Origin of the sequence: Thalassospira sp. CH_XMU1420-2 (assembly GCF_037029325.1) — a bacterium.
Classification (GTDB): Bacteria; Pseudomonadota; Alphaproteobacteria; order Rhodospirillales; family Thalassospiraceae; genus Thalassospira; species Thalassospira povalilytica.
Genome location: NZ_JAYMEG010000003.1, coordinates 105,589 through 125,451, shown reverse-complemented (window position 1 = coordinate 125,451; position 19,863 = coordinate 105,589). Strand labels below are relative to the sequence as shown.

At 55.4% G+C, this 19,863-nt stretch carries 17 protein-coding genes; 3 read left to right on the top strand and 14 right to left on the bottom strand.

Features of this window, described 5'->3' with window-relative positions:
- The first annotated feature begins 118 nt into the window (after positions 1-118).
- Positions 119-994, top strand: coding sequence for an AEC family transporter (locus tag WA429_RS10195; protein ID WP_068518100.1), 876 nt, complete (start codon positions 119-121; stop codon positions 992-994).
- 48 nt (positions 995-1,042) lie between these two features.
- Here WA429_RS10195 and WA429_RS10190 read toward each other — a convergent pair whose 3' ends face one another.
- The 4 genes from WA429_RS10190 to glmM all read right to left on the bottom strand — a co-directional run bounded on the left by WA429_RS10190 (position 1,043) and on the right by glmM (position 4,223).
- On the bottom strand, positions 1,043-1,402 hold the full coding sequence (locus WA429_RS10190) for a hypothetical protein (protein WP_336107298.1): 360 nt from the start codon (positions 1,400-1,402) through the stop codon (positions 1,043-1,045).
- Between the two features lie 9 nt (positions 1,403-1,411).
- Positions 1,412-1,960, bottom strand: a complete 549-nt coding sequence (locus WA429_RS10185; RefSeq protein ID WP_287465945.1) for a DinB family protein — start codon at positions 1,958-1,960, stop codon at positions 1,412-1,414.
- A 49-nt stretch (positions 1,961-2,009) separates the two neighbouring features.
- Positions 2,010-2,807: a bifunctional hydroxymethylpyrimidine kinase/phosphomethylpyrimidine kinase gene (gene thiD / locus WA429_RS10180; RefSeq protein ID WP_101245935.1), complete on the bottom strand. Its 798-nt coding sequence runs from the start codon at positions 2,805-2,807 to the stop codon at positions 2,010-2,012.
- A 66-nt stretch (positions 2,808-2,873) separates the two neighbouring features.
- The gene (gene glmM, locus WA429_RS10175; protein WP_068518104.1) at positions 2,874-4,223 is read right to left on the bottom strand and encodes a phosphoglucosamine mutase; all 1,350 of its coding nucleotides are present in this window, start codon (positions 4,221-4,223) and stop codon (positions 2,874-2,876) included.
- Positions 4,224-4,468: 245 nt separating this feature from the next.
- Between glmM and WA429_RS10170 the strand changes: the two genes are divergently transcribed.
- Together WA429_RS10170 and WA429_RS10165 are read left to right on the top strand one after the other, a co-directional pair.
- Entirely contained in the window at positions 4,469-6,508 is a 2,040-nt protein-coding gene (locus tag WA429_RS10170) for a sensor histidine kinase (RefSeq protein WP_287465944.1), read from the top strand.
- Position 6,509: 1 nt separating this feature from the next.
- Positions 6,510-8,540 carry a sensor histidine kinase gene (locus tag WA429_RS10165; RefSeq protein ID WP_287465943.1) on the top strand — a complete coding sequence of 677 codons (2,031 nt, stop codon included), beginning with the start codon at positions 6,510-6,512 and terminating at the stop codon, positions 8,538-8,540.
- A 123-nt stretch (positions 8,541-8,663) separates the two neighbouring features.
- On the opposite strand, the gene WA429_RS10160 is transcribed toward WA429_RS10165, so the two are convergent.
- The 10 genes from WA429_RS10160 to tolQ all read right to left on the bottom strand — a co-directional run bounded on the left by WA429_RS10160 (position 8,664) and on the right by tolQ (position 19,857).
- Positions 8,664-9,389: a response regulator transcription factor gene (locus tag WA429_RS10160; RefSeq protein ID WP_228195907.1), complete on the bottom strand. Its 726-nt coding sequence runs from the start codon at positions 9,387-9,389 to the stop codon at positions 8,664-8,666.
- A 331-nt stretch (positions 9,390-9,720) separates the two neighbouring features.
- Positions 9,721-10,836: a dihydropteroate synthase gene (folP, locus tag WA429_RS10155; RefSeq protein ID WP_287465942.1), complete on the bottom strand. Its 1,116-nt coding sequence runs from the start codon at positions 10,834-10,836 to the stop codon at positions 9,721-9,723.
- 12 nt (positions 10,837-10,848) lie between these two features.
- A complete protein-coding gene (gene ftsH, locus WA429_RS10150; protein ID WP_068518109.1) occupies positions 10,849-12,792 on the bottom strand; it encodes an ATP-dependent zinc metalloprotease FtsH in 1,944 nt (647 codons plus the stop codon).
- 84 nt (positions 12,793-12,876) lie between these two features.
- Complete coding sequence (gene tilS / locus WA429_RS10145) at positions 12,877-14,343, bottom strand: tRNA lysidine(34) synthetase TilS (RefSeq protein ID WP_287465941.1); 1,467 nt, start codon at positions 14,341-14,343, stop codon at positions 12,877-12,879.
- 21 nt (positions 14,344-14,364) lie between these two features.
- Positions 14,365-15,366 (bottom strand): tol-pal system protein YbgF, encoded by a 1,002-nt coding sequence (gene ybgF / locus WA429_RS10140; protein WP_336107487.1) that lies wholly within the window; start codon positions 15,364-15,366, stop codon positions 14,365-14,367.
- A gap of 294 nt (positions 15,367-15,660) precedes the next feature.
- On the bottom strand, positions 15,661-16,155 hold the full coding sequence (gene pal / locus WA429_RS10135; RefSeq protein WP_068518111.1) for a peptidoglycan-associated lipoprotein Pal: 495 nt from the start codon (positions 16,153-16,155) through the stop codon (positions 15,661-15,663).
- A gap of 129 nt (positions 16,156-16,284) precedes the next feature.
- Complete coding sequence (gene tolB, locus WA429_RS10130; protein WP_068518112.1) at positions 16,285-17,655, bottom strand: Tol-Pal system beta propeller repeat protein TolB; 1,371 nt, start codon at positions 17,653-17,655, stop codon at positions 16,285-16,287.
- 40 nt (positions 17,656-17,695) lie between these two features.
- Positions 17,696-18,661 (bottom strand): energy transducer TonB, encoded by a 966-nt coding sequence (locus WA429_RS10125; RefSeq protein WP_114112604.1) that lies wholly within the window; start codon positions 18,659-18,661, stop codon positions 17,696-17,698.
- A 6-nt stretch (positions 18,662-18,667) separates the two neighbouring features.
- Positions 18,668-19,123, bottom strand: coding sequence for a protein TolR (tolR, locus tag WA429_RS10120; RefSeq protein WP_068518114.1), 456 nt, complete (start codon positions 19,121-19,123; stop codon positions 18,668-18,670).
- 2 nt (positions 19,124-19,125) lie between these two features.
- The gene (tolQ, locus tag WA429_RS10115) at positions 19,126-19,857 is read right to left on the bottom strand and encodes a protein TolQ (RefSeq protein WP_068518115.1); all 732 of its coding nucleotides are present in this window, start codon (positions 19,855-19,857) and stop codon (positions 19,126-19,128) included.
- Between the last annotated feature and the right edge of the window lie 6 nt (positions 19,858-19,863).

The following is a 19,863-nucleotide window of genomic DNA, read 5'->3' as shown; positions in this document are numbered from 1 at the left end:
AGCCACCCCGCATTCCGCAGCGCGAAAAACAAAGTGGTATTACCATTATTCACTTGCAGGAAGACCGTCTGCCATGACAGGTTCTGGTTAAAAGAACCTGATCAGGAACACGTATCCAATGTTTGCCGATATCCTAGCCATTCTGGCGCCCGTCTTTATCACCGCTGGACTTGGCTATTTCTGGGCCCGTGCAGGCAAGCATTTTGACACCAATCTTGTGACATCCATCGTCACCTATTTTGCGACACCGTGTTTAACATTTGCCGCCCTTGCAACGGTCGAACTGGGTGGGGATACACTGATCCTGATGGGGACGGCAGCACTTGCGGCCAATATTCTTTTTGCCCTGATCGGATGGCCGATCCTGAAGGTTTTCAAGCTGTCGCCGCGGACATATTTGCAGTCGCTGACCTGGCCGAATGTCGGCAATGTCGGCTTGCCGCTTTGCATGCTGGCCTATGGCAAGGAGGGACTGGCGCTTTCGGTGGCGTTTTTTGCGACCTATGTGGTGCTTCAGCTGACCATCGGGGTCGCCTTTGTTTCCGGCAGCTTTTCACTGAAATCATTGGCTAAGATGCCGATCATTCCGGCAACCCTGATCGCCACCATCTTTCTTGCCACCGATACAGACGTTCCGGCATGGCTTTACAACACCACCAACCTGATCGGGCAGCTGACCATTCCATTGATGCTGTTTACCCTTGGCGTATCGCTTGCCAAGTTGCGCCCGGTCAGCCTTGCACGCAGCACAGCGCTTAGCCTGTTGCGCCTTGGCATGGGTTTCGGGGTTGGGGTTGGTCTTTCGGAAGTCATGGGTTTGACCGGGATCGAGCGCGGCGTTGTAATTTTGCAATGCTCGATGCCGGTTGCTGTTTTCTGTTATCTTTTTGCGCAGCTTTACAACCGCGAACCCGAAGAAGTCGCGGGTGTGGTCATCAGTTCAAGCTTCCTTGCCGCCATCGCCCTGCCGGCCCTTCTCTGGTACGTGCTGTAAGGCCCGCGACCTTGAGCAGGTTCCGTTTCAATCCAAACGGAACCTGCACTAGCGGATGATCAGGCGATAGTCCCCCGAAACAGTGCCTTCCGCTGCACTTTTATCGGGATAAAATCCGACCGCGCATTCAAAGCTTCCTTTCTGAAGATCAGGGTCGCCTTTTTCGGCTGCCAGTTCCATCACGTGATCCCGGCAGGCCGCAACATCGGCAAAGACGGCCTCGGTAATCTGGATTTTGCGCGGTTCGGCCCGATCGGGTGTATAGACAGCTGTGACATTTTCCCAAGGTGCTGCATCATCAGACCAGAACAGGTCGGCGATATGGCGTTCAGGATTGCCAAAACTTGCGACAGCAAGACCGGCAATCGCCAGTGCAAGAACCGCACGACGTAGCATTCGTTTATTCATCTTCTTCCTTCAGGCCCCTTTGCCGCGAAGCAACGTGAAATCGATTGCCGGAAACGGGGCATCATATTCAAGATGGTAATCATCCATTGGTGGTGGCGACTGTGTCGTGGTTGCAAGCAGGATGTGAACCTGCCCGCGCTGATGGGTTTGATAGACAAACAGATGTGACAGGATGTCGGCAACAGTTTCATATGTGACCACATTGTTGCGACGTTCAAGTTCAACATCACGCATCGCATCCTTTTCCCCGAGCTGATCACAAAATGCCATCAGTTTATGGTCGGCATCGCGTTGGGCCGCCGCCAGACCGGCGATGTCGGAAAAGGGTGTCATACGGCCCGAATATAGGTCCCCCTGCCCGTGCCCGCCATCCAGCAAGGCATCAAGATAATAGCTGTCGACCGTCAGGGTCTGGTTCAGGGCTTCGAGGATCGAAGGGGTGAAACGTGTCCGTTTGGCGTTGAGTTCACGCGGTGTGAGCTTTTGACACACACCAAACAGACGATGATTGGACCAGGCATTGTTTCGCGCCTGATGAAAAAACGAAGTTCCCGGCATACCGCAAGTGTCCCAATTTATGGCACCCGGCGACGTTTGACAGAAATGTCTATCCGGTCACAGGGTGCGCATGGTTTAGCGGACCGTTTCCTTTGCCGTAATTTGGTGCGGTTCGGATGGCTTCGCGGACATAAGCCCGTGCGCGAGCAACAGAATCACTCAATCCCATGCCCTGTGCCAGCCCGGTTGCAATCGAACTTGCAAGCGAGCAGCCCGTACCATGATTATTTTCAGACGGAATGCGAGAACCTTCGAAGCCTTCGACATCACCGTCCCGGCGCCACAAGATATCGACGATTTTATCCCCTTCGGCGTGACCACCTTTGATCAGGACAGCCTGCGCGCCCAGATCGCCAATTTTGTGCGCCGCAGCAATCATGTCACCTTCGTCGGCGATTTTCATGCCTGACAGTACTTCTGCTTCGGGAATATTTGGTGTCAGAACCGTTGCAAGCGGGATCATTTGTTCGATCAATGCCGAAACCGCATCATCTTCGAGCAGTTTTGAACCGCTTTGTGAAACCATCACCGGATCGACAACCACAGGAATCCCGTCTGCTTTTTCCTTGATGAATTCCGCCACCGCATTGATCACCGGCACAGAGTGCAGCATCCCGGTCTTGATCGCATCGGCACCGATATCATCAATCGTTACCGTTGCCTGATGGACGATCATTTCCGGTGCGATGCCCAGAACGTCGAAGACTCCGGTCGTATTTTGCACCGTAAGCGCGGTAATGGCCGTCGCAGCATAGCCGCCAAGTGCTGTGACCGACTTGATATCAGCCTGAATACCAGCCCCGCCCGAGCAATCGGACCCGGCAATAATCAAGACGCGACCTTTCATGATCGACTTCCTTTATCCGTGCAAAACGATGTTCTGTTTAACGCCAAACCGGCAACCGGTCACGGCTTAGCCGGCAACGGCGGTGATCTGGGCCACAATTCCGTCGACGATTTTTTCGACCTTGGCGGCGTCGTCGCCTTCGGCCATGACACGGATCAGCGGTTCGGTCCCCGATTTGCGGATCAGAACACGGCCATCGCCATTAAAGGCCTTCTCGGCCGAGGAAATGGCTTCGATCACGCTGCTGTCCGACAGCGGATCGGAACCGGCCGAATAGCGCACATTTTTAAGGATCTGCGGCAGCGGTTCGAACACGCGGCTCATTTCCGAAACGCGGCCTTCGCGGCTGGCAAGAACGGCAAGCACCTGAAGGGCAGCAAGCAGGCCATCGCCGGTCGATGCAAAATCAGACAGCACGATATGGCCGGACTGTTCGCCGCCGACATTGCAGTCAAGCGCGCGCATCTGTTCAACCACATAGCGGTCGCCGACCTTGGTGCGGATCAAACGCACGTCATTGCGTTCGAGATAGCGTTCAAGACCAAGGTTGGACATCACGGTCGCCACCAGCGCATTGCCGCGCAACTGTCCGGTGCGTTTCCAATGGGTGGTGACAAGGCCCATCAACTGGTCCCCGTCAATCAGCTGGCCTTTTTCGTCGCACATCTGAACACGGTCGGCATCACCATCCAGCGCAATCCCGACATCGGCCTTTTCCGCCAGAACGCGGTCGCACATGGTTTTGGTATAGGTCGAACCGCATTTGTCATTGATGTTCAGGCCATTCGGGCTGGTGCCGATTTCAATCACATCAGCGCCGAGTTCGCGCAGAACCTTGGGGGCGACGGAATAGCCCGCACCATGGGCGCAATCAAGGACGATACGCAGCCCTTCGAGCGTCACCGAACCGGGCAAGGAAGATTTGACCGCCTCGATATAGCGGCCCGGGGCATCATCAATACGCTTGGCACGACCAAGGGCATTGGCCGGTACCAGTTTGCTTGAAAGGTCGCTTTCCATCAGTTGTTCGAGTTCGAGTTCGACCTCGTCGGACAGTTTGAAACCATCCGGCCCGAACAGCTTGATGCCGTTATCCTGGAACGGGTTGTGCGAAGCAGAGATCATGACGCCGATATCGGCACGCATGGATTTGGTCAGCATGGCGACCGCAGGCGTCGGCATCGGCCCGACCAGCATCACATCCATCCCCATCGACGTAAAACCGGCCACAAGTGCAGGTTCAAGCATATAGCCCGACAGGCGGGTATCCTTGCCAATGACGACCTTGTGGCGATGGTTGCCGCGCGTGAAATAATGGCCTGCTGCCATCCCGACCTTAAGTGCCACTTCGGCAGTCATCGGGGCCGTATTGGCCGTTCCACGAATTCCATCGGTACCAAAATATTTGCGGCTCATGCTTCTTTTCTCTGTTTCTTCAACGGGCGGTCATGCCCGTCCTATGAATTCTGATTGCCGGTTATATCAAAGTGACGTTTCAATGCTACTGTTCAATGTGTTCGGCAAGCGCGCATTTTAGCCCAACTCACCCACCAATCCGTTAACGCGCCCGGTACTTTGTCGGCCGATAAAAGCAATGACCTGATGGCAAAAACCGGCTATCACAAAGCGACATGTTTTAAAGGCTTGAAACCGGGGGAATTTTGGGGGTTTTCCGCACAAATCTGGCATTGCTTGCGATGATCGTGGCAATCGGTTGCGGTGTGCTTGTTTCCCGGACAGCGCCATCCCATGCCCATGAACTGCGCCAGCATTTTGTTCTCGATGGCAATGGCCCGAAAAACACCGTCAATCTGAACCGGTTTCTTGAACGGATGATCACCGACCGGTCGATCATCATTCCATCCGATGTCGTCAATCTTCCCGATTCCGAATTCGAAAAGGTGTTTGGCACACCAGGTCCCGGCTATACCGACAGGACAATCTGGTATCGGGCATCATTCCTTGTCGAGGCTGATGACAGCGACAGCAAGGCGTTATCCTATCTTGAAGTTGGCGCGACCTATCTGAATGACATCCAGATGTATGTGCTGTCGGAAGAAAGCGGTCGCACCATCTGGGAGGGACGCGTTGGCGATCGCATCCCCAATGGGCCCGATGCGATTGCCGGGTTAAAGCATATGGCGCAATGGCCCATATTGGGCCCGGGCCATTACTGGCTGGTGATGGCGGTCAGAACCAACAGTTCGCATGTTTTCGAAGTGACGCTGTCGCCAGAATCCGTTGTCATCGCCGATGCCGGTTCTGAAAGTTATCTCAAGGGCAGTTATCTTGGCATTTTGCTGGTGGCGTTCGGGGTTTATCTGACCTTTGGGGTTCTGACCCGTGACCGCGCGATCAACTGGTATGCGGGCTATATTCTTTCGCTGTTTTTGATCAATCTTGGCACGTCGGGTTATGCGCAGCTGATTTTCAAAGATCTTTGGCCGCTTGCCAGTGATTTCGTTACCGGAACGGGGACGGCACTTGCGCTTGGAACCAGTCTTGCGATGTGGGCATCGATTGTCGAGCTGGACCGTCACAACCGGGTTCTGTACCGGGTGATGATGTGTTTTGCCGGTGTTGCGATGTGCGGTTTCCTGACATCGACATCCGATCTTTATATCTATTTTGCCAAACTGTTTTTCGTTCCCGACATCTTTTTGCTGATTGTGTTGCTGGTCTATTTTGTGATGATCGGCTATCGCGAGAAGCGCCTGGCGCGGTTGAGTTTCCTTCTGGTGGCGCTTGGCGTGCCGACCCTTGCGGTGATTGTGCATTTGTTGATGCTGATGGGGCTTGTGCCGATCAATGCCTTTACCGGCAATATCTATTCGGCAAGTTCGACGGTGCATCTTGTCATGGTGGCCCTTGCCATGGGATATCGCACCTATGCGCTTGCCAACCGGCGCCTGGATGCATTTCAGAACAGCCAGCGCGCCAATCAGCTTGCCGGGGAACAGCGCACCTTTATCACCATGCTGTCGCATGAATTCCGCACCCCGCTTGCCATCATTCAGCGGTCGGCGGAAATTCTTGGCCTGCATCTTCGTGACGAACAGGAAGCGGTCCATACCCGGCTGGCCACCATCCGCAGCAATGCCGGACAGTTATCGGGACTGGTTGATGCGTTTCTGACAAAGGAAACACTTGATAGCGCGACCTTTACGACATCGCGCCAACCGGTCGCCATTGACCTTTTCCTGAGCGAACTGATCGCGCGGCGCACCCGGGAAGTCCCCGAACAGAACGTCAATCTGATCAATTCGGAATTCGCAATTGTCGAGGTTGATCGCATTCTTCTGGAACGGGCGATCGTCAATCTGATTGAAAATGCCCGCAAATATGCACCGGGATCACCGGTATGGATTGCGTGTAACCGGGCGGCAAACGGGTTTGTCTATATCCGGGTCCTCGATGAAGGACCGGGCATTCCCCCGGAAGATCTGAGCAATGTGCTTAATGCGTTTTATCGTGGCCGGGAATCTTCGGTCACCCAGGGGGTTGGTCTGGGACTTCATATCACCAACCAGATTGTCGAAGCCCATGAGGGCACATTATCGGTCAGTGTCGGTGAACGCGGCGGCACGACCATTTTGTTAAAGATCCCCTATAACCACGAAGCAACGATTGCGCGCACCAACGAAATATATCTTGGCGTTCCCGGCAAGTTTCGCCCCAAATCCCGCGGGGAGGACCGGTAACATGCGCAAAACCATGATGCCAGGTCACCTGTCGGACCGCTTGCACAAGGTCGCGATGATGGTTGGTGCGGTGATATTTGCGATTGCTTGCGCCCTGCCCTTCGGGATCGGAGGCGGATTTATCGGCGGCTCCGGATCCGCATTTGCGCAAACCGGGTCCGCATCCCAAAATGGTGCGGCGGTCCTTTCGGGGCGTCTTGAAACAGCAATCGACCTGACACCGTTTATCCGGTCCTATGTCGACAAATCGCGCCATCGTTCATTGCGCGAGATCCTTGCCCTGCCCGATCAGAGTTTCGCGCAATCCGAACATATCCCGTCATTTGGCTATACGCAGGATATCATCTGGTACCGGATGGCGCTTTCCATCGATGCGCCGGTTAGCAATCAGGCACTTTTTGAATTTGCGCCAACCTATCTGGATTTCATTGATGTGTTTTTGTTCGCCAAGGGCGACGATCAGCCTGTCTGGACGGTAAATCTTGGTGACAATATTCCGGCAAGTGCCCGCCCGTACAAGGGCGGCACCCATATTGCGGCCCTGCCGCCGCTGATATCTGGCCAGTATGAGATGTATATCCGGGTGCAAAGCAACAGCACCAATATGATGCAATTGAAGCTTTGGCCCAGCAACGCCCTGATCACGTCCCTGACCTATCGGAATTTGACGACCAATGTGTTTTTCGGGCTGGTGGTGACACTTGGCATTGCCTATTTCACGTTCGGTCTGATTGCGCGCGATTATGTGGTGTCGCTTTATGGCTGCTGGATTGTCACGGTCGGGGCCGTGGTTGCGATTGTCAACGGGCTGGTCCTGAGCGAAATCAGCCCGGAAATACCGTGGCTCAATGATTTCCTGTTGAGTGAAACCAACATATTGTCGCATGCGGCAATTGCGTTTTTATGGCTTTACATCACCGACATTCGAAAACGCCATCCACTGATTTTCAAGCTGTCATGTTGTTATGCCCTGTTTGTCCTGGCCTTTACCCTGACTGGTGGCGGGCGCTATTACACGTGGTTCGGGACCTATGTCGTTCCCAGTCATGCGCTGTTCATGGCGATGATGTGCCTGTTTCTGGTCAAACGGTTGATCGAGGATATCCGTTCCTGGCTCAACTGGGCCTATCTGGTTGTTCTGGCCATTCCGACCGCAGCGGGGATCACGCTTCAGCTTGTTCATAGCGGCTGGATTGATGCAACACCGCTGCGTATCGGGCTGCATCAATATACCCTTGTGCTGCATCTTGTCGGCATGGGCATTTTGATGGCGGTGCGGCTGTTTCATATGAACAGCGAGCGCCTGTCGGTTTCGCGGCAGGCATCGGAAACCACGACGCTTGTCGAAGAACAGCGCAAACTGATTTCCATGCTGTCCCATGAATTCCGCACCCCGCTTGCCGTTATTCAGCGGTCAGCCGAAATGTTGATGCTGCGCCTTAAGGGCGGGACGCGTGACGTGATGGATCGTTTGGAACGGATCCAGTTACAGGCCCGCAAACTTGCCCGTCTGGTTGATATTTTCCTGAGCAAGGATGGCATTGATAATCAGGAATTGTCGCTGGCGCGTGAACTGGTCGCGATTAACCGGTTCATGGAAGATTTCGTTGCCAACACCACCCGCGAAGGGGCGGAAATCTTTGTGACCTGCCACGATACGGACGGATTCGAGGCCTTTATTGATGAAACCCTGATCGGGCTTGCGATTACCAATCTGATCGAAACATCGCGCCGGTTCGCCCATGGCCGGCCATTGCACATCCAGGTGGTGCGTCATAGCAGCGCAATGGTTGAAATCGCCATTCCGTGCAGCGGGCCGGAATTAAATGATGACGAAATCAGATTGATCGGCGATGCGCTGTTTCGTCAGAACATGGAAGCCAAATCCATGCGCAGTGCCCTTGGCCTGCATATTTCCCAACGCATCGTCGATGCCCATGGCGGATCGATCAAATTGCGTGACCAGGGACGTTTGGGGATCGAGCTTTGTCTGTTGCTGCCCTGTGAAGAAGCCGGCGCGGGCGAACCGTAAGACGGGCTACTTCCAATCCCCCGCCATCACTGCTGGCAACAACCCCCAAAGGTCCGGCACAGTAAAATACCTGCATCGGGCAAAAGGTATCGAACGCCAGAACGGGGCGATATGCCCGAAAAGTCAGGACGCGTCAGCCGCACCCTGAACAATTGCGGTCGAAGTAAAGGCATAACCGCGACCATAGGCCGTTCTGACCGGCAGCTCTTCGCCGATTTCCTTGAGGATTTTCTGACGGACACGACGGATGGCGGTATCAAGGTTACGGCAATTTTCCGCCGTGTCTGCCTTGCCAAGTTCAATAACGATTTCCGGGCGGGTCAACCAGGCACCGTTTGCTTCGATCAGCAATTTGATGATCGTGCGTTCAGTCGCGGTCAGGGTTGCTTCATCCCCGTTGGGATTGCGCAAAGTCCAGTTCAGCATGTCGAGAACCCAACCGCCTTCAAGTCCGGCCTGTTCGGGACCGGAGTCGACATCGCTGCGCGTTGTCCGGCGCATCAACGGTTTAAGGGCTGCTTCGATCACGGAAAGCGGGCTGTCTTTGGTCAGGTAGACATCCGCGCCGGATTTGTAACCGGTCAGATGATTATCCATGCCCGAAAGCGATGTCAGCATCATGATCCCGCAATCAATCGTTTTACGGACATGTTTTGCCAGTTCATAGCCATCCGCATCAGGCAACATGATATCAAGAATGACCGCGTCGGGTTGCTTGGTTTCCAATGCACGATAGAAGGCTGCGCCGGTTTCACATCCCACGACGTCAAACCCGCACATTTCCAGATACTCGCACAGATCCTTGTTCAGGTCTGTGTTGTCTTCAACGACAAATACACACTGTGTCATAGCATCCCGGCCGGATGTGACGCTGCTGAAATCAGGCTGCGTCAGGCCGCCAATTCCGTTCATACAAAGACCTTCGCGTTTGCTTTTTTGTGCCAACCAAGAGTTGTGGCTTTGTGCCACTTGTATTCATTCAATATCTGGTATGTGACGATGTGCCCTATTCTGCAAGCCCCAACCGTCAAAGGTCAGAAAATGCCAGAATCCAAACAGAAAAAGGCAAGACCACATCAGGTTGGGTAAGAAGTCCCCAACCTTTTGAATGATCTTGCCTTTTAATCGAAACGTTAAAAATCACAAGCTATACAGCCAGTGAGTGTAAAGGTCTTATCGGCTATACCATAGAGGTAGAACTGGACACTGAAAGTGCCTGCACCGTTTCCTGAACATCATGGACGCGGATCATCTGAACCCCGTGGCGCCAGCCATTGACCGCCGATGCAATAGATCCGCCAAGGCGCTGCTTGGGATCTGCATCAGGGTCGATCTTGCCGATGAAGGATTTGCGCGACGTCCCCAACAGGATCGGACAGCCCAAACCATGGAAGATTGCCAGACGCGACAGCAGTTCAAGATTGTGCGACAACGTTTTGCCAAAACCGATGCCCGGATCAACACAGATGCGTTCGCGCGCAATCCCTGCCCGTTCGCAGCTTTCGATACGATCCAGCAGATAGTCATAGACATCAAGAACCGCGCAATCATATTGCGGATCGGCCTGCATGGTGCCCGGTTCGCCCTGCATATGCATCAGCATGACGGGTTTGCCCGATGCGGCGGCGACTTCCATTGACCGTTCGTCGCCTTCCAGCCCGGTAACGTCATTGATGATCGCGGCCCCGGCTTCGAGTGCGGCCTCCATCACCGAGGCATGACGGGTATCGATCGAAATCACATGACCGTCGGCTGCGAGTTCCCGAATGACCGGAACCACACGGTTAATTTCCTCGTCTTCGGACACATCGGCTGCACCGGGACGGGTTGATTCGCCACCGATATCAAGGATCGATGCCCCGGCCTTTGCCATGGCACGACCGCGTGCAACCGCATCGGACGTGGTGTTGTAATCCCCACCGTCCGAAAAGCTGTCGGGCGTCACATTGATGATGCCCATGACATGGCAGGTCGCCATATCAAGCCCGGCATATTCCGGACGTTTGGCCATCAGGCGATCCAGAACATTGTTGATTTCATCGACACGTCCGCTGTTCTGAACCCAGCCTTCAAGGGCGAGCAGCGGCAGGATCATGCTTTCGGCCCCGCCACCATCGCGGCGGCGGATGATCTCAAGCGCAGAAAAGCCGCGGCGCGATCCGGCCAGCGGAAGCGTGTTGGGATCATCGGCGTGGTCAATGAAACCCGTAGGTGCGTAGTAAAGCGGTCCATCAAAATCAGCAAAGCCCCGCACATCGGCGGGGCTTCGCAGGACCGATCTTTTGATCTCGTCCATCAGTCTCTTTCGTTAGCTTCCCGGTTGCGGTTCCGGGGACAGATCCCCGCCACCTTCGCCAGGGTTGTCTTTGCGGGCACCACCGGTGCTCGGCACGGTGGAACGGCGTCCACCACCTGCATCCTTGCCGCCGCCGGTCGAATGGCCCGGACGGTTGATTTCCTCGCCGCGCAGCAGCGCATTGATTTCATCACCCGACAGGGTTTCATATTCCAAAAGACCTTTGGCCAGAACATGCAGGTCATCAAGATGTTCGGTCAGAACACGCTTGGCGAATTCATAAGCCTCGTCGGAATAACGACGGACTTCGTCATCGATCAGCTGTGCCGTTTTCTCCGACACGTTTTTGTGCTGTGCGACGCTGTGACCAAGGAACACTTCTTCCTGGTTATCAACGTATTTGACGTTACCCAGTTTGTCCGAGAAGCCCCATTCGGTCACCATCTTGCGGGCATACTGGGTCACCATATTGATGTCCGAAGATGCGCCCGTGGTGACCTTGTCCTTGCCAAAGATGATTTCTTCGGCAACACGGCCACCCATGGCAACAGCCAGATCCGAGATCAGCTGTTCATAGGATTTGGAAACCTGATCACGTTCCGGCAGGCGCATGACCATCCCCAGTGCACGACCGCGCGGGATGATGGTTGCCTTGTGGATCGGATCGGATGCCGGGGTATGAAGGGCAACCAGTGCGTGGCCACCTTCGTGATAGGCGGTCAGCTTTTTCTCGTCATCGGTCATGATCATCGAACGGCGTTCCGCCCCCATCATGACTTTGTCCTTGGCATTTTCGAAATCGGCCATGGTGACGACGCGCTTGCCAAGACGGGCCGCAAGAAGGGCCGCTTCGTTGACAAGGTTTGCCAGATCAGCACCCGAGAAGCCCGGTGTACCACGTGCAACCGTGCGCAGATCAACATCCGGACCCAGCGGAACCTTGCGGGCGTGAACACCAAGAATATGTTCGCGGCCTTCAAGATCGGGGTTCGGCACCACGATCTGACGGTCAAAACGACCCGGACGCAGCAATGCCGGGTCCAGAACGTCCGGACGGTTGGTTGCCGCAACCAGGATCACGCCTTCGTTGGCTTCGAAACCATCCATCTCGACCAGAAGCTGGTTAAGGGTCTGTTCGCGTTCATCGTTACCGCCGCCAAGGCCGGCGCCACGATGGCGACCAACCGCGTCGATTTCATCGATGAAGATGATGCAAGGTGCGTTTTTCTTGCCCTGTTCGAACATGTCACGGACACGCGATGCACCGACACCAACGAACATTTCCACAAAGTCCGAACCCGAAATGGTGAAGAACGGAACGTTTGCTTCGCCAGCGATTGCACGTGCCAGAAGCGTTTTACCGGTACCCGGAGGACCAACCAGCAGCATGCCTTTGGGGATTTTACCGCCAAGACGCTGGAATTTCTGGGGATCACGCAGGAAGTCGACGACTTCTTCAAGTTCGCCCTTGGCTTCTTCGATGCCCGCAACGTCTTCAAAGGTCACGCGACCGGACTTTTCGGTCAGCATCTTGGCCTTTGACTTGCCAAAGCCCATGGCCTTGCCGCCGCCGCCCTGCATCTGGCGCATGAAGAAGATCCAGACACCGATGATCAGCAGCATCGGGAACCAGCTGATCAGTGCGCTCATCAGCGGCGAAAGGCTTTCTTCCGGCTGTGCGATGATGCGAACACCCTTGTCGTTCAGTTTTTCGACAAGGTTCGGATAATCGGGGGTGTAAACATTAACAGAGCGACCGTCGCGCGTTTCTGCTGTCAGATTATTGCCCTGGATGGTGACTTCCGAAATCTGGCCGGTATCAACTTCGGCAAGGAAGTCCGAAAATGCCAGCGACGACTGGCCGGACCGTCCGGAGGGCGACTGAAACAGGTTAAACAAGGCCACCAAAAGGATGGCAATGATAACCCACAGTGCGAGATTTTTTCCCATATTCATTCCAAGCTACTGGTCGCAATTATGTGTGCCGTGACGCAAAACTTCCTGCGCAAGGCTTGATCATCAGATAGTCACAAGCCCTGCTTACGCAAGTAGGTTGTCGGGTTTCGGCGACGATTTGAAACCACTTTCCCACAAAGGTACTGGTGGTGCAAACCGCCATCGCCCGCCAAATGCAAATTTTCCCCTGCCCGAAGGCGGTTCACAGTCGGCGGCGGATAATACGTCGGAAAGCTCCGAAACCTCAAGCCCGCCAACGGATCGCAAGCCTTCTTTATCGTAGAGTGCAGGCATGGATGCAAGGGCCGCGCGCGGCAAATTGCCAATAAATGGTACGATTTCGCGCAATGCAGCCCGAAATGCCTTTGTGTGAAACACATCACAAAGATCAAGCGGCCCGATCCACGGATCGGTCAAGCCCCCGAAATCGGCGCGATTTAGCAGCAATTCGAACCGGTTATCCCAACAAACCGATCCGGTTTTGACATCCGCAGGCACATCCATTGTCACGGCCAGATGCACTGCCGGACCATCAAGTCGACCCCGTTCGCGATACACGCAAACCTGATCGCGGCGCGCATGCAAAACGCATCCGCCCAAACTAAGACGTGCGGACGGATTTTCAGAAATCCGCGCCAAGGCACCCGCCAGACTGTCAAAAGCCGGCATATAGCCCGCCCCGCCAACCGTTCGAACCACCTGCCCCACAGCATAAATGCGTGCGGTATCGTCGTGATGCCCGGTCATGAACAGGGATCGGTCGCAAAGCGCAACCCCATTGCCATGAAGGGTTACGCACCCGGCCAGAAGGCGTCCGATCGACTGTTCAAGCGCCCGCCGTTCCCCGGCAATATCCGCAAGGTGTCGTGATGGCCCGCAGTTGTCGGCAAGCCGGTTGCGAACCCGGACACGTTCGAATTTCTCATTGCGATTTGACGGGTCTTCGACCCAGGTTTGATCGCGGTTCTGAAGGGTTGCGACCAGATCGGCCTTTTTCACAGCCAAAAAAGGGCGCAGCACACGGGCATGTTTCATAAAGCGCCGTGCCGACATGCCCGCCTGCCCCAGCGGGGTTGGCCCACGCATTTCGCGCATGGTAATTGTTTCGGCCTGATCACCGGCATGGTGGGCCACCAGCAGATGGAAAATACCGCGATCGGCCAACAACTGATCCATCAGATCATAGCGCGCCCGTCTGGCCTGTTCCTGAACCGCACGCGACGGTTTGGTGCCCAGCCATCGCAAAATGACATGTTCAATCCCGTGTTCGGAAAGCTGATCGCCGACCCATTGCGCTTCCTGGGCGGAATCGGCGCGCAACCCGTGGTCGACAGTGATTGCCAGGATTGCGCCGCCCCGCGCCCGACACCATTCATGGGCCAGTAATGCCAGTGCCATGCTATCTGCGCCCCCCGAAACTGCGACCCCCACAACCGGGGCTGCTTCGAACGGGGCAAATTCGGCCATCAGCTTTTCAAAGACAACGGCGTCCAGTGGAACTCCACTGGACGCCGCAGCATGTTCGGATCTGTTCGGGACGCTGTCGGTCATGACATGCCTGTTGCCAATGGCCTATTGCGCGCAACCGCGGCTTTTGCGTTCCTGACGGGCGCGATCAAGGACAACATTCGATGCATTCGGGAAGTTATCGATCAGATGGCCGAATGCGGTGCAGGCATCTTCGTTTTTGCCAAGATTGGCCAGCGACATGCCGAGTTTCAGAAGATTATCCGGTGCCTTGGTGCTGTCGGGATAGGTCTGGAAACCTTCGGTGAAGGCGATGGCGGCATTTTCATACTGTCCGCGCACATAATAGGTTTCGCCCAGCCAGTATTGTGCATTGCCCGCCAGCGGATCATTGGGATGTTCGGCGACAAAGCTGCTAAGAGCCTTTTCGGCAGCCGGGAAATCCTGTTTGCGCAGCAGGCCAAAGGCTTCGCGATATTGTTCTTCGGGGGTGCCGGTCGATGCCGATACCGATGCGGACTGGGTCGATGCCGCAGACACATTGCCCGACGGGCCGGACGGAATTTTTGGCGGCTGACCTTCGCTTTCGATCACGCCAAACAGCTTGGTGCCGCGTTCGTTAAGACGTTCGCCACTTGCCGATCCGCCCAATTCGCTTGATGCGACCGCATCACCGGTTGGCGTCGGACCATCCGCAGCCCCCGCAGCCAGCGGCGCAGCACCGGACGGGGCCGCACCGGACATGGCACCACCATTTTCAAGCTGGCCAAGGCGGAAATCGATATCGGCAACCAGACGTTCCAGACGTTCTTCCATCTTGCGAATACGGAAATCGAACTGTTCGAGTTGCCCGGTCAGTTGCGACGCATTGCGCTGAAGTTCATTGATCTGAACCTGCTGGCGGGCTGCTGCCGGGGTTGAGGCGCTGTCGCCACCAGATGCAGCAGCGCCGGCAGCCGCACCTGCGCCACCGGTCCCTTCGCGGTAGACATAACGCTGCAAAAGATCAAGATCCTTGCGCAGTTGTTCGACCTGGCGGGACATGTTGGCGTCCTGGGCGTGGACCGTTCCTGATCCAAGTGACGTCATGGCAAACACGGTTCCCATGGCCAAAGCCACAAGAATCCGGCGGCCTTTACGCGAAGTTGCGGCCCCTGTTGCGCGTGAACCCGTGGCACTGGCCCGATCGGATCGGATCGCGGCACAGGCAGCAAGGTGCGATTCAGTGGTGGGTCGAACTCGGATCATTATCAGGTCCTTTGTCGTCAATGCTGTCTTTGTTGCGTCACTATGAACAGGACACGATGACATTTTCAACATTTTCAGGCGGCAAAAATAAGGCGCCTGCCCCGGACGGGACAGGCGCCTTGGTATTCAAGTCAGGCTTTCACCTGCACGCGCTTAGCGGATAACCGATACAGCGCGGCGGTTTTTCGCCCAGCTTTCTTCGTCATGGCCAAGAGCGACCGGACGTTCTTTACCATAAGAAATGGTTTCAACGCGCGACGGGTCGATACCCAGAGCGATCAGGTAATCTTTAACCGAGTTCGCGCGACGTTCGCCGAGTGCAAGGTTGTATTCACGGGTGCCGCGCTCGTCGGCATGACCTTCAACAACAACTTTGTACTGCGGGTATTTTTTCAGCCAAGCGGCCTGCAGTTCGAGGGTGCGACGTGCTTCGCCAGCCAGATCGTATTTATCGAAGCCGAAGAAGACGCGGTCACCAACGTTAACAGCGAACCACTCTGGGCTGCTTTCCGACAGCGACGTGCTGGTGGACGGCTGGTTTACAGTCGATACACCCTCGCCACCAGTGGTCGCAGAGCTATCAGGTGCAGTTTCACATGCAGCCAGAAGAGCGGCAGCAGCAAAAACGCTGAGAATACGAAGTTTCATTTAAGTTTTCCCCTTAACACCGGACGCATTCGCCCGAGGTTGGTGTTTTCCATGTCTCGCGACACCGAAAATGCCCGCGATAAAAGCGAATCGCATTCAGTGCTTCGCGATGACTATACTCTTGAGATATCAGGGAATCAAGGGTGACCATGCTGGATCCGACCCATCCGCAGGTGTAACGATCTCTCGCTCGTTATAACCTGTGAGATCTATCGAATACAGACGATAGCGATCCTTGGTCCCGTCCCTGGACGGGTGCTGGCGGTGATACATCAACACTCTTCCGTTCGGAGCCCATGTTGGTCCCTCTACGAGGAACCCTTCGGCCAGCAGCCTTTCACCACTGCCGTCTGGCCGCATGACACCGATATAGAACCTACCTCCTTGTGATTTGGTGAATGCAATCAGGTCTCCGCGTGGCGACCAGACTGGTGTGGCGTAAAGACCCCCACCAAAACTGATACGCTGAACGCCACCACCATCTGCATTCATCACGTAAATTTGTTGTGACCCACTGCGATCAGAGTTGAACGCAATGCGCGAACCGTCAGGCGAATAGGAAGGCGAGGTATCCACGGCGGCATGACGCGTCAGCTGATGCTTTTCGCGCGTGCGCAGGTCCAGTTCATAAATTTCACTGTTCCCGTCAAGCGCTTGCGACATGACAACCGAGTTCCCGTCTGGCGCGAATCGGGGCGCAAAAGTCATCCCCGGAAAATCGCCCAGCAATTCCAACTCGCCGGTATCGATATCCAAAACATAGACGCGTGGCTTGTCGTTGAAATACGACATATAGACCACTTCCTGTGCTGTCGGCGAGAAACGCGGGTTCAGCACAAGGAACCGACCGTCCGACAGGAACCGGTGGTTTGCACCATCCTGATCCATGATCGCCAAACGTTTTACACGTTTGTCGGCCGGGCCTGATTCAGACACATACACAATTCTGGTGTCGAAATATCCGGTTTCGCCGGTAATGCGCTTATAGATCTCGTCAGCGATCTTGTGCGCAATACGGCGCCAGTTATTGGGCTGTGTACGGTAGGCAACACCAGACATCTGGGTTTCTGCCAGCACATCCCAAAGACGGAATTCGACACGAAGCAATCCGTTTGGTTCCGTAACAACGCGACCATTGACCAGTGCCTGGGCACTGATGGCGCGCCATTCGGCGAAGTTCGGATTGACCGCCAATGATGCGGCACTCTGGATGAATGCCTTTTCATTGATCGGTGCAAACAGCCCCGAACGTTCGAGGTCGGCAGCAATCACCTGTGTCAGGTTCTGGCCGATCTCGGTTTCGGCAACGCCTTCACCCGGGAAGCGGGTGACGGCAATTGGCATTGGCTTGAGTTCACCCCGGGTGATGTCAATCCGGAGTTCCGCCTTTGCCGGCGACATGAAACCGACATTCAGGCCAGCGACAACGGCAAGGGCACACAGTGTCGCGACACTGCTTCTTACCCAAAATCGTTTTCCTGCGTTGGTCTTGATCGTCATCCTGCCTCGCTATTTTCCACGCGTGTTCAAGAACTTATCATTAAAGGCCCAGCATTTCACGCATGTCGAAATTAAACGTGAATGTGCGCCACATTTCATATTTATCCAGCGGCAGTTTTAGAGGACTGCATTGCGGATTTAGCACTGCTCGCAAAGCACTTTCTGCAATCGTACGGCGAGAAGAATCGCCCTGTATGTCATTCAGATTACTGATACGTGCCTGTCGAACGGTTCCGTCAGGGTTTGCGCTGACGTGAATTTCAACAGCAAAGCTCCCGGCTTCCTTGGCACCGGCCGGCGGGCTCCAGCATTTTTCAATCTGGCGCTTTACGGCATCAAGCTCGCTCATGGTCAGATTCGCATCCAGTCTGGTTGCCACGACCTCGCTGGCGTTTTCTTCGGGCACCTGATCAGGTTGCGGCTCCGGGGTTGCCTGTGCCGTTTCCTTAAGCTTGCTCACATCCTTGAGAACACTCATCAGGTCGCGCTTTTTCGGCTCTTCCTTCTTGGGTTCTTCCTTTTTCGGTTCCGGCTTTTTGACCGGCTCGGGTTTGGGCGGCTGTGGCTTGCTGTCGGGCTTTACCGCAGCCAGTTCGGTCGGCTGTGGTTCCGGTTTGGGTTCAGGCTGCTTTTTAACCTCGGGCGTGGGCACCGGTTCCGGCTTTGGCGCCGGTTTTGGTTCGGGCTTCGGCTCGGGCTTTGGCTCTGGCTTCGGTTCCGGTTTGGGCTCGGGTTTCGGTTCGGGCTTTGGTTCCGGTTTCGGCTCAGGCTTTGGCTCGGGCTTTGGTTTCGGCTCGGGCTTGGGTGCCGGTTTTGGTTCCTTTTTCGGTTCGGGCTTTGGCAATGCCTTGGTCGGGGCAGCGGAAAACTCGTCCACTGTCACGACTTCGACCGAAATGGACTGCAATTCCAGCGGCGTTTCATCAAACAGGTCAGGCAAGCCCAACCACGCAATCAGAAACAGCGCAATATGCAAACCAAGCGATATGAGAGCGTAACGCAGCATAGTCTGTTACGAACCCTTGTTGGGCAATTCGGCGATCAGGGCGACCTTGGTAAAGCCGGCATCCTTGATCAGCCCCATAACTTCCATCACCCGGCCGTAATCAATGGCCTTGTCACCGCGCACAAAGATGCGGGTGTCGGCCTTGTTATCGGTAATGGCCGCGAGCTTTTCGGTCAGGGTGTCCTGCGCGATTTCACTATCCATAATATAGATGGTGCCTTCACGCGAAACCGAGACGACAAGCGGCTCGTCCTGCCCGGTCATCGGGGCGGCACTGGTTTCGGGCAGATCGACTTCGACACCAACCGTCATCAGGGGGGCTGCGACCATGAAGATCACCAGCAGCACCAGCATGACGTCCACCATCGGCGTGACGTTGATGTCGCTCATCGCTGCGCGTCGGTTGCTCCGACGTCCGCGACGGCGTCCTCCACCAGATCGGGATGCGAGTTGAGCGCCCATAATCAGTCTCTCGTATCGTCAAGTTGGCGCGAGAGGATCGAGCTGAACTCGTCCACGAAGGCTTCAAGACGGTTGCTGTAGCGATTGAGATCACTGGAAATCTTGTTATAGGCAACCACGGCCGGAATTGCGGCGACAAGACCCATCGCGGTTGCAAACAGGGCTTCGGCGATCCCCGGTGCGACAACCGCAAGCGAGGTGTTTTTGGATGCGGCGATCGACTGGAAGGACACCATGATCCCCCAGACAGTACCGAACAGACCGACAAACGGTGCGGTCGAGCCGACTGATGCCAGGAAGGTCATGTAACGTTCGACGCGATCCATTTCACGACCCAGCGTGATTTCCATGGATTTTTCAAGGCGCTGCTGCAAACGGGCGCGCATGGTATCACCATGAACACCGCGCGCATTCGAACGACGCCATTCGCGCATTGCCGAAACAAAGATTGCCGACATCGGATCCCGCGGCTTGTCCGCAATCCGGTCATACAGGTCTTCAAGCGAACCGCCCGACCAGAATGCTTCTTCGAATGTGCTGGCTTGCGCGCGCAGTTTGCGCAGGCGCATCAGCTTTTCGATGACAATCGCCCATACCCAGACAGATGCCAGCAACAGTCCGATCATCACCGTTTTGACGACCAGTCCAGCCTGCATGAACAGTCCCCACAGAGACATGTCATGCGCCATGACCGACTGCCCCAGCGTTACCGCGTCGACCACTTGATTTTCCATATTCCC

Excerpts from the sequence above, each read along its gene's own strand:
- WA429_RS10165 (WP_287465943.1), top strand. The coding sequence starts at position 6,510 with ATGCGCAAAACCATGATGCCAGGTCACCTGTCGGACCGCTTGCACAAG.
- WA429_RS10185 (WP_287465945.1), bottom strand. The coding sequence starts at position 1,960 with ATGCCGGGAACTTCGTTTTTTCATCAGGCGCGAAACAATGCCTGGTCC.
- glmM (WP_068518104.1), bottom strand. The coding sequence starts at position 4,223 with ATGAGCCGCAAATATTTTGGTACCGATGGAATTCGTGGAACGGCCAAT.
- WA429_RS10190 (WP_336107298.1), bottom strand. The coding sequence starts at position 1,402 with ATGAATAAACGAATGCTACGTCGTGCGGTTCTTGCACTGGCGATTGCC.
- pal (WP_068518111.1), bottom strand. The coding sequence starts at position 16,155 with ATGAAACTTCGTATTCTCAGCGTTTTTGCTGCTGCCGCTCTTCTGGCT.
- ybgF (WP_336107487.1), bottom strand. The coding sequence starts at position 15,366 with ATGGGAACCGTGTTTGCCATGACGTCACTTGGATCAGGAACGGTCCAC.
- tilS (WP_287465941.1), bottom strand. The coding sequence starts at position 14,343 with ATGACCGACAGCGTCCCGAACAGATCCGAACATGCTGCGGCGTCCAGT.
- tolQ (WP_068518115.1), bottom strand. The coding sequence starts at position 19,857 with ATGGAAAATCAAGTGGTCGACGCGGTAACGCTGGGGCAGTCGGTCATG.
- tolB (WP_068518112.1), bottom strand. The coding sequence starts at position 17,655 with ATGACGATCAAGACCAACGCAGGAAAACGATTTTGGGTAAGAAGCAGT.
- WA429_RS10195 (WP_068518100.1), top strand. The coding sequence starts at position 119 with ATGTTTGCCGATATCCTAGCCATTCTGGCGCCCGTCTTTATCACCGCT.
- thiD (WP_101245935.1), bottom strand. The coding sequence starts at position 2,807 with ATGAAAGGTCGCGTCTTGATTATTGCCGGGTCCGATTGCTCGGGCGGG.
- WA429_RS10125 (WP_114112604.1), bottom strand. The coding sequence starts at position 18,661 with ATGCTGCGTTACGCTCTCATATCGCTTGGTTTGCATATTGCGCTGTTT.
- WA429_RS10160 (WP_228195907.1), bottom strand. The coding sequence starts at position 9,389 with ATGACACAGTGTGTATTTGTCGTTGAAGACAACACAGACCTGAACAAG.
- ftsH (WP_068518109.1), bottom strand. The coding sequence starts at position 12,792 with ATGAATATGGGAAAAAATCTCGCACTGTGGGTTATCATTGCCATCCTT.
- folP (WP_287465942.1), bottom strand. The coding sequence starts at position 10,836 with ATGGACGAGATCAAAAGATCGGTCCTGCGAAGCCCCGCCGATGTGCGG.
- tolR (WP_068518114.1), bottom strand. The coding sequence starts at position 19,123 with ATGGGCGCTCAACTCGCATCCCGATCTGGTGGAGGACGCCGTCGCGGA.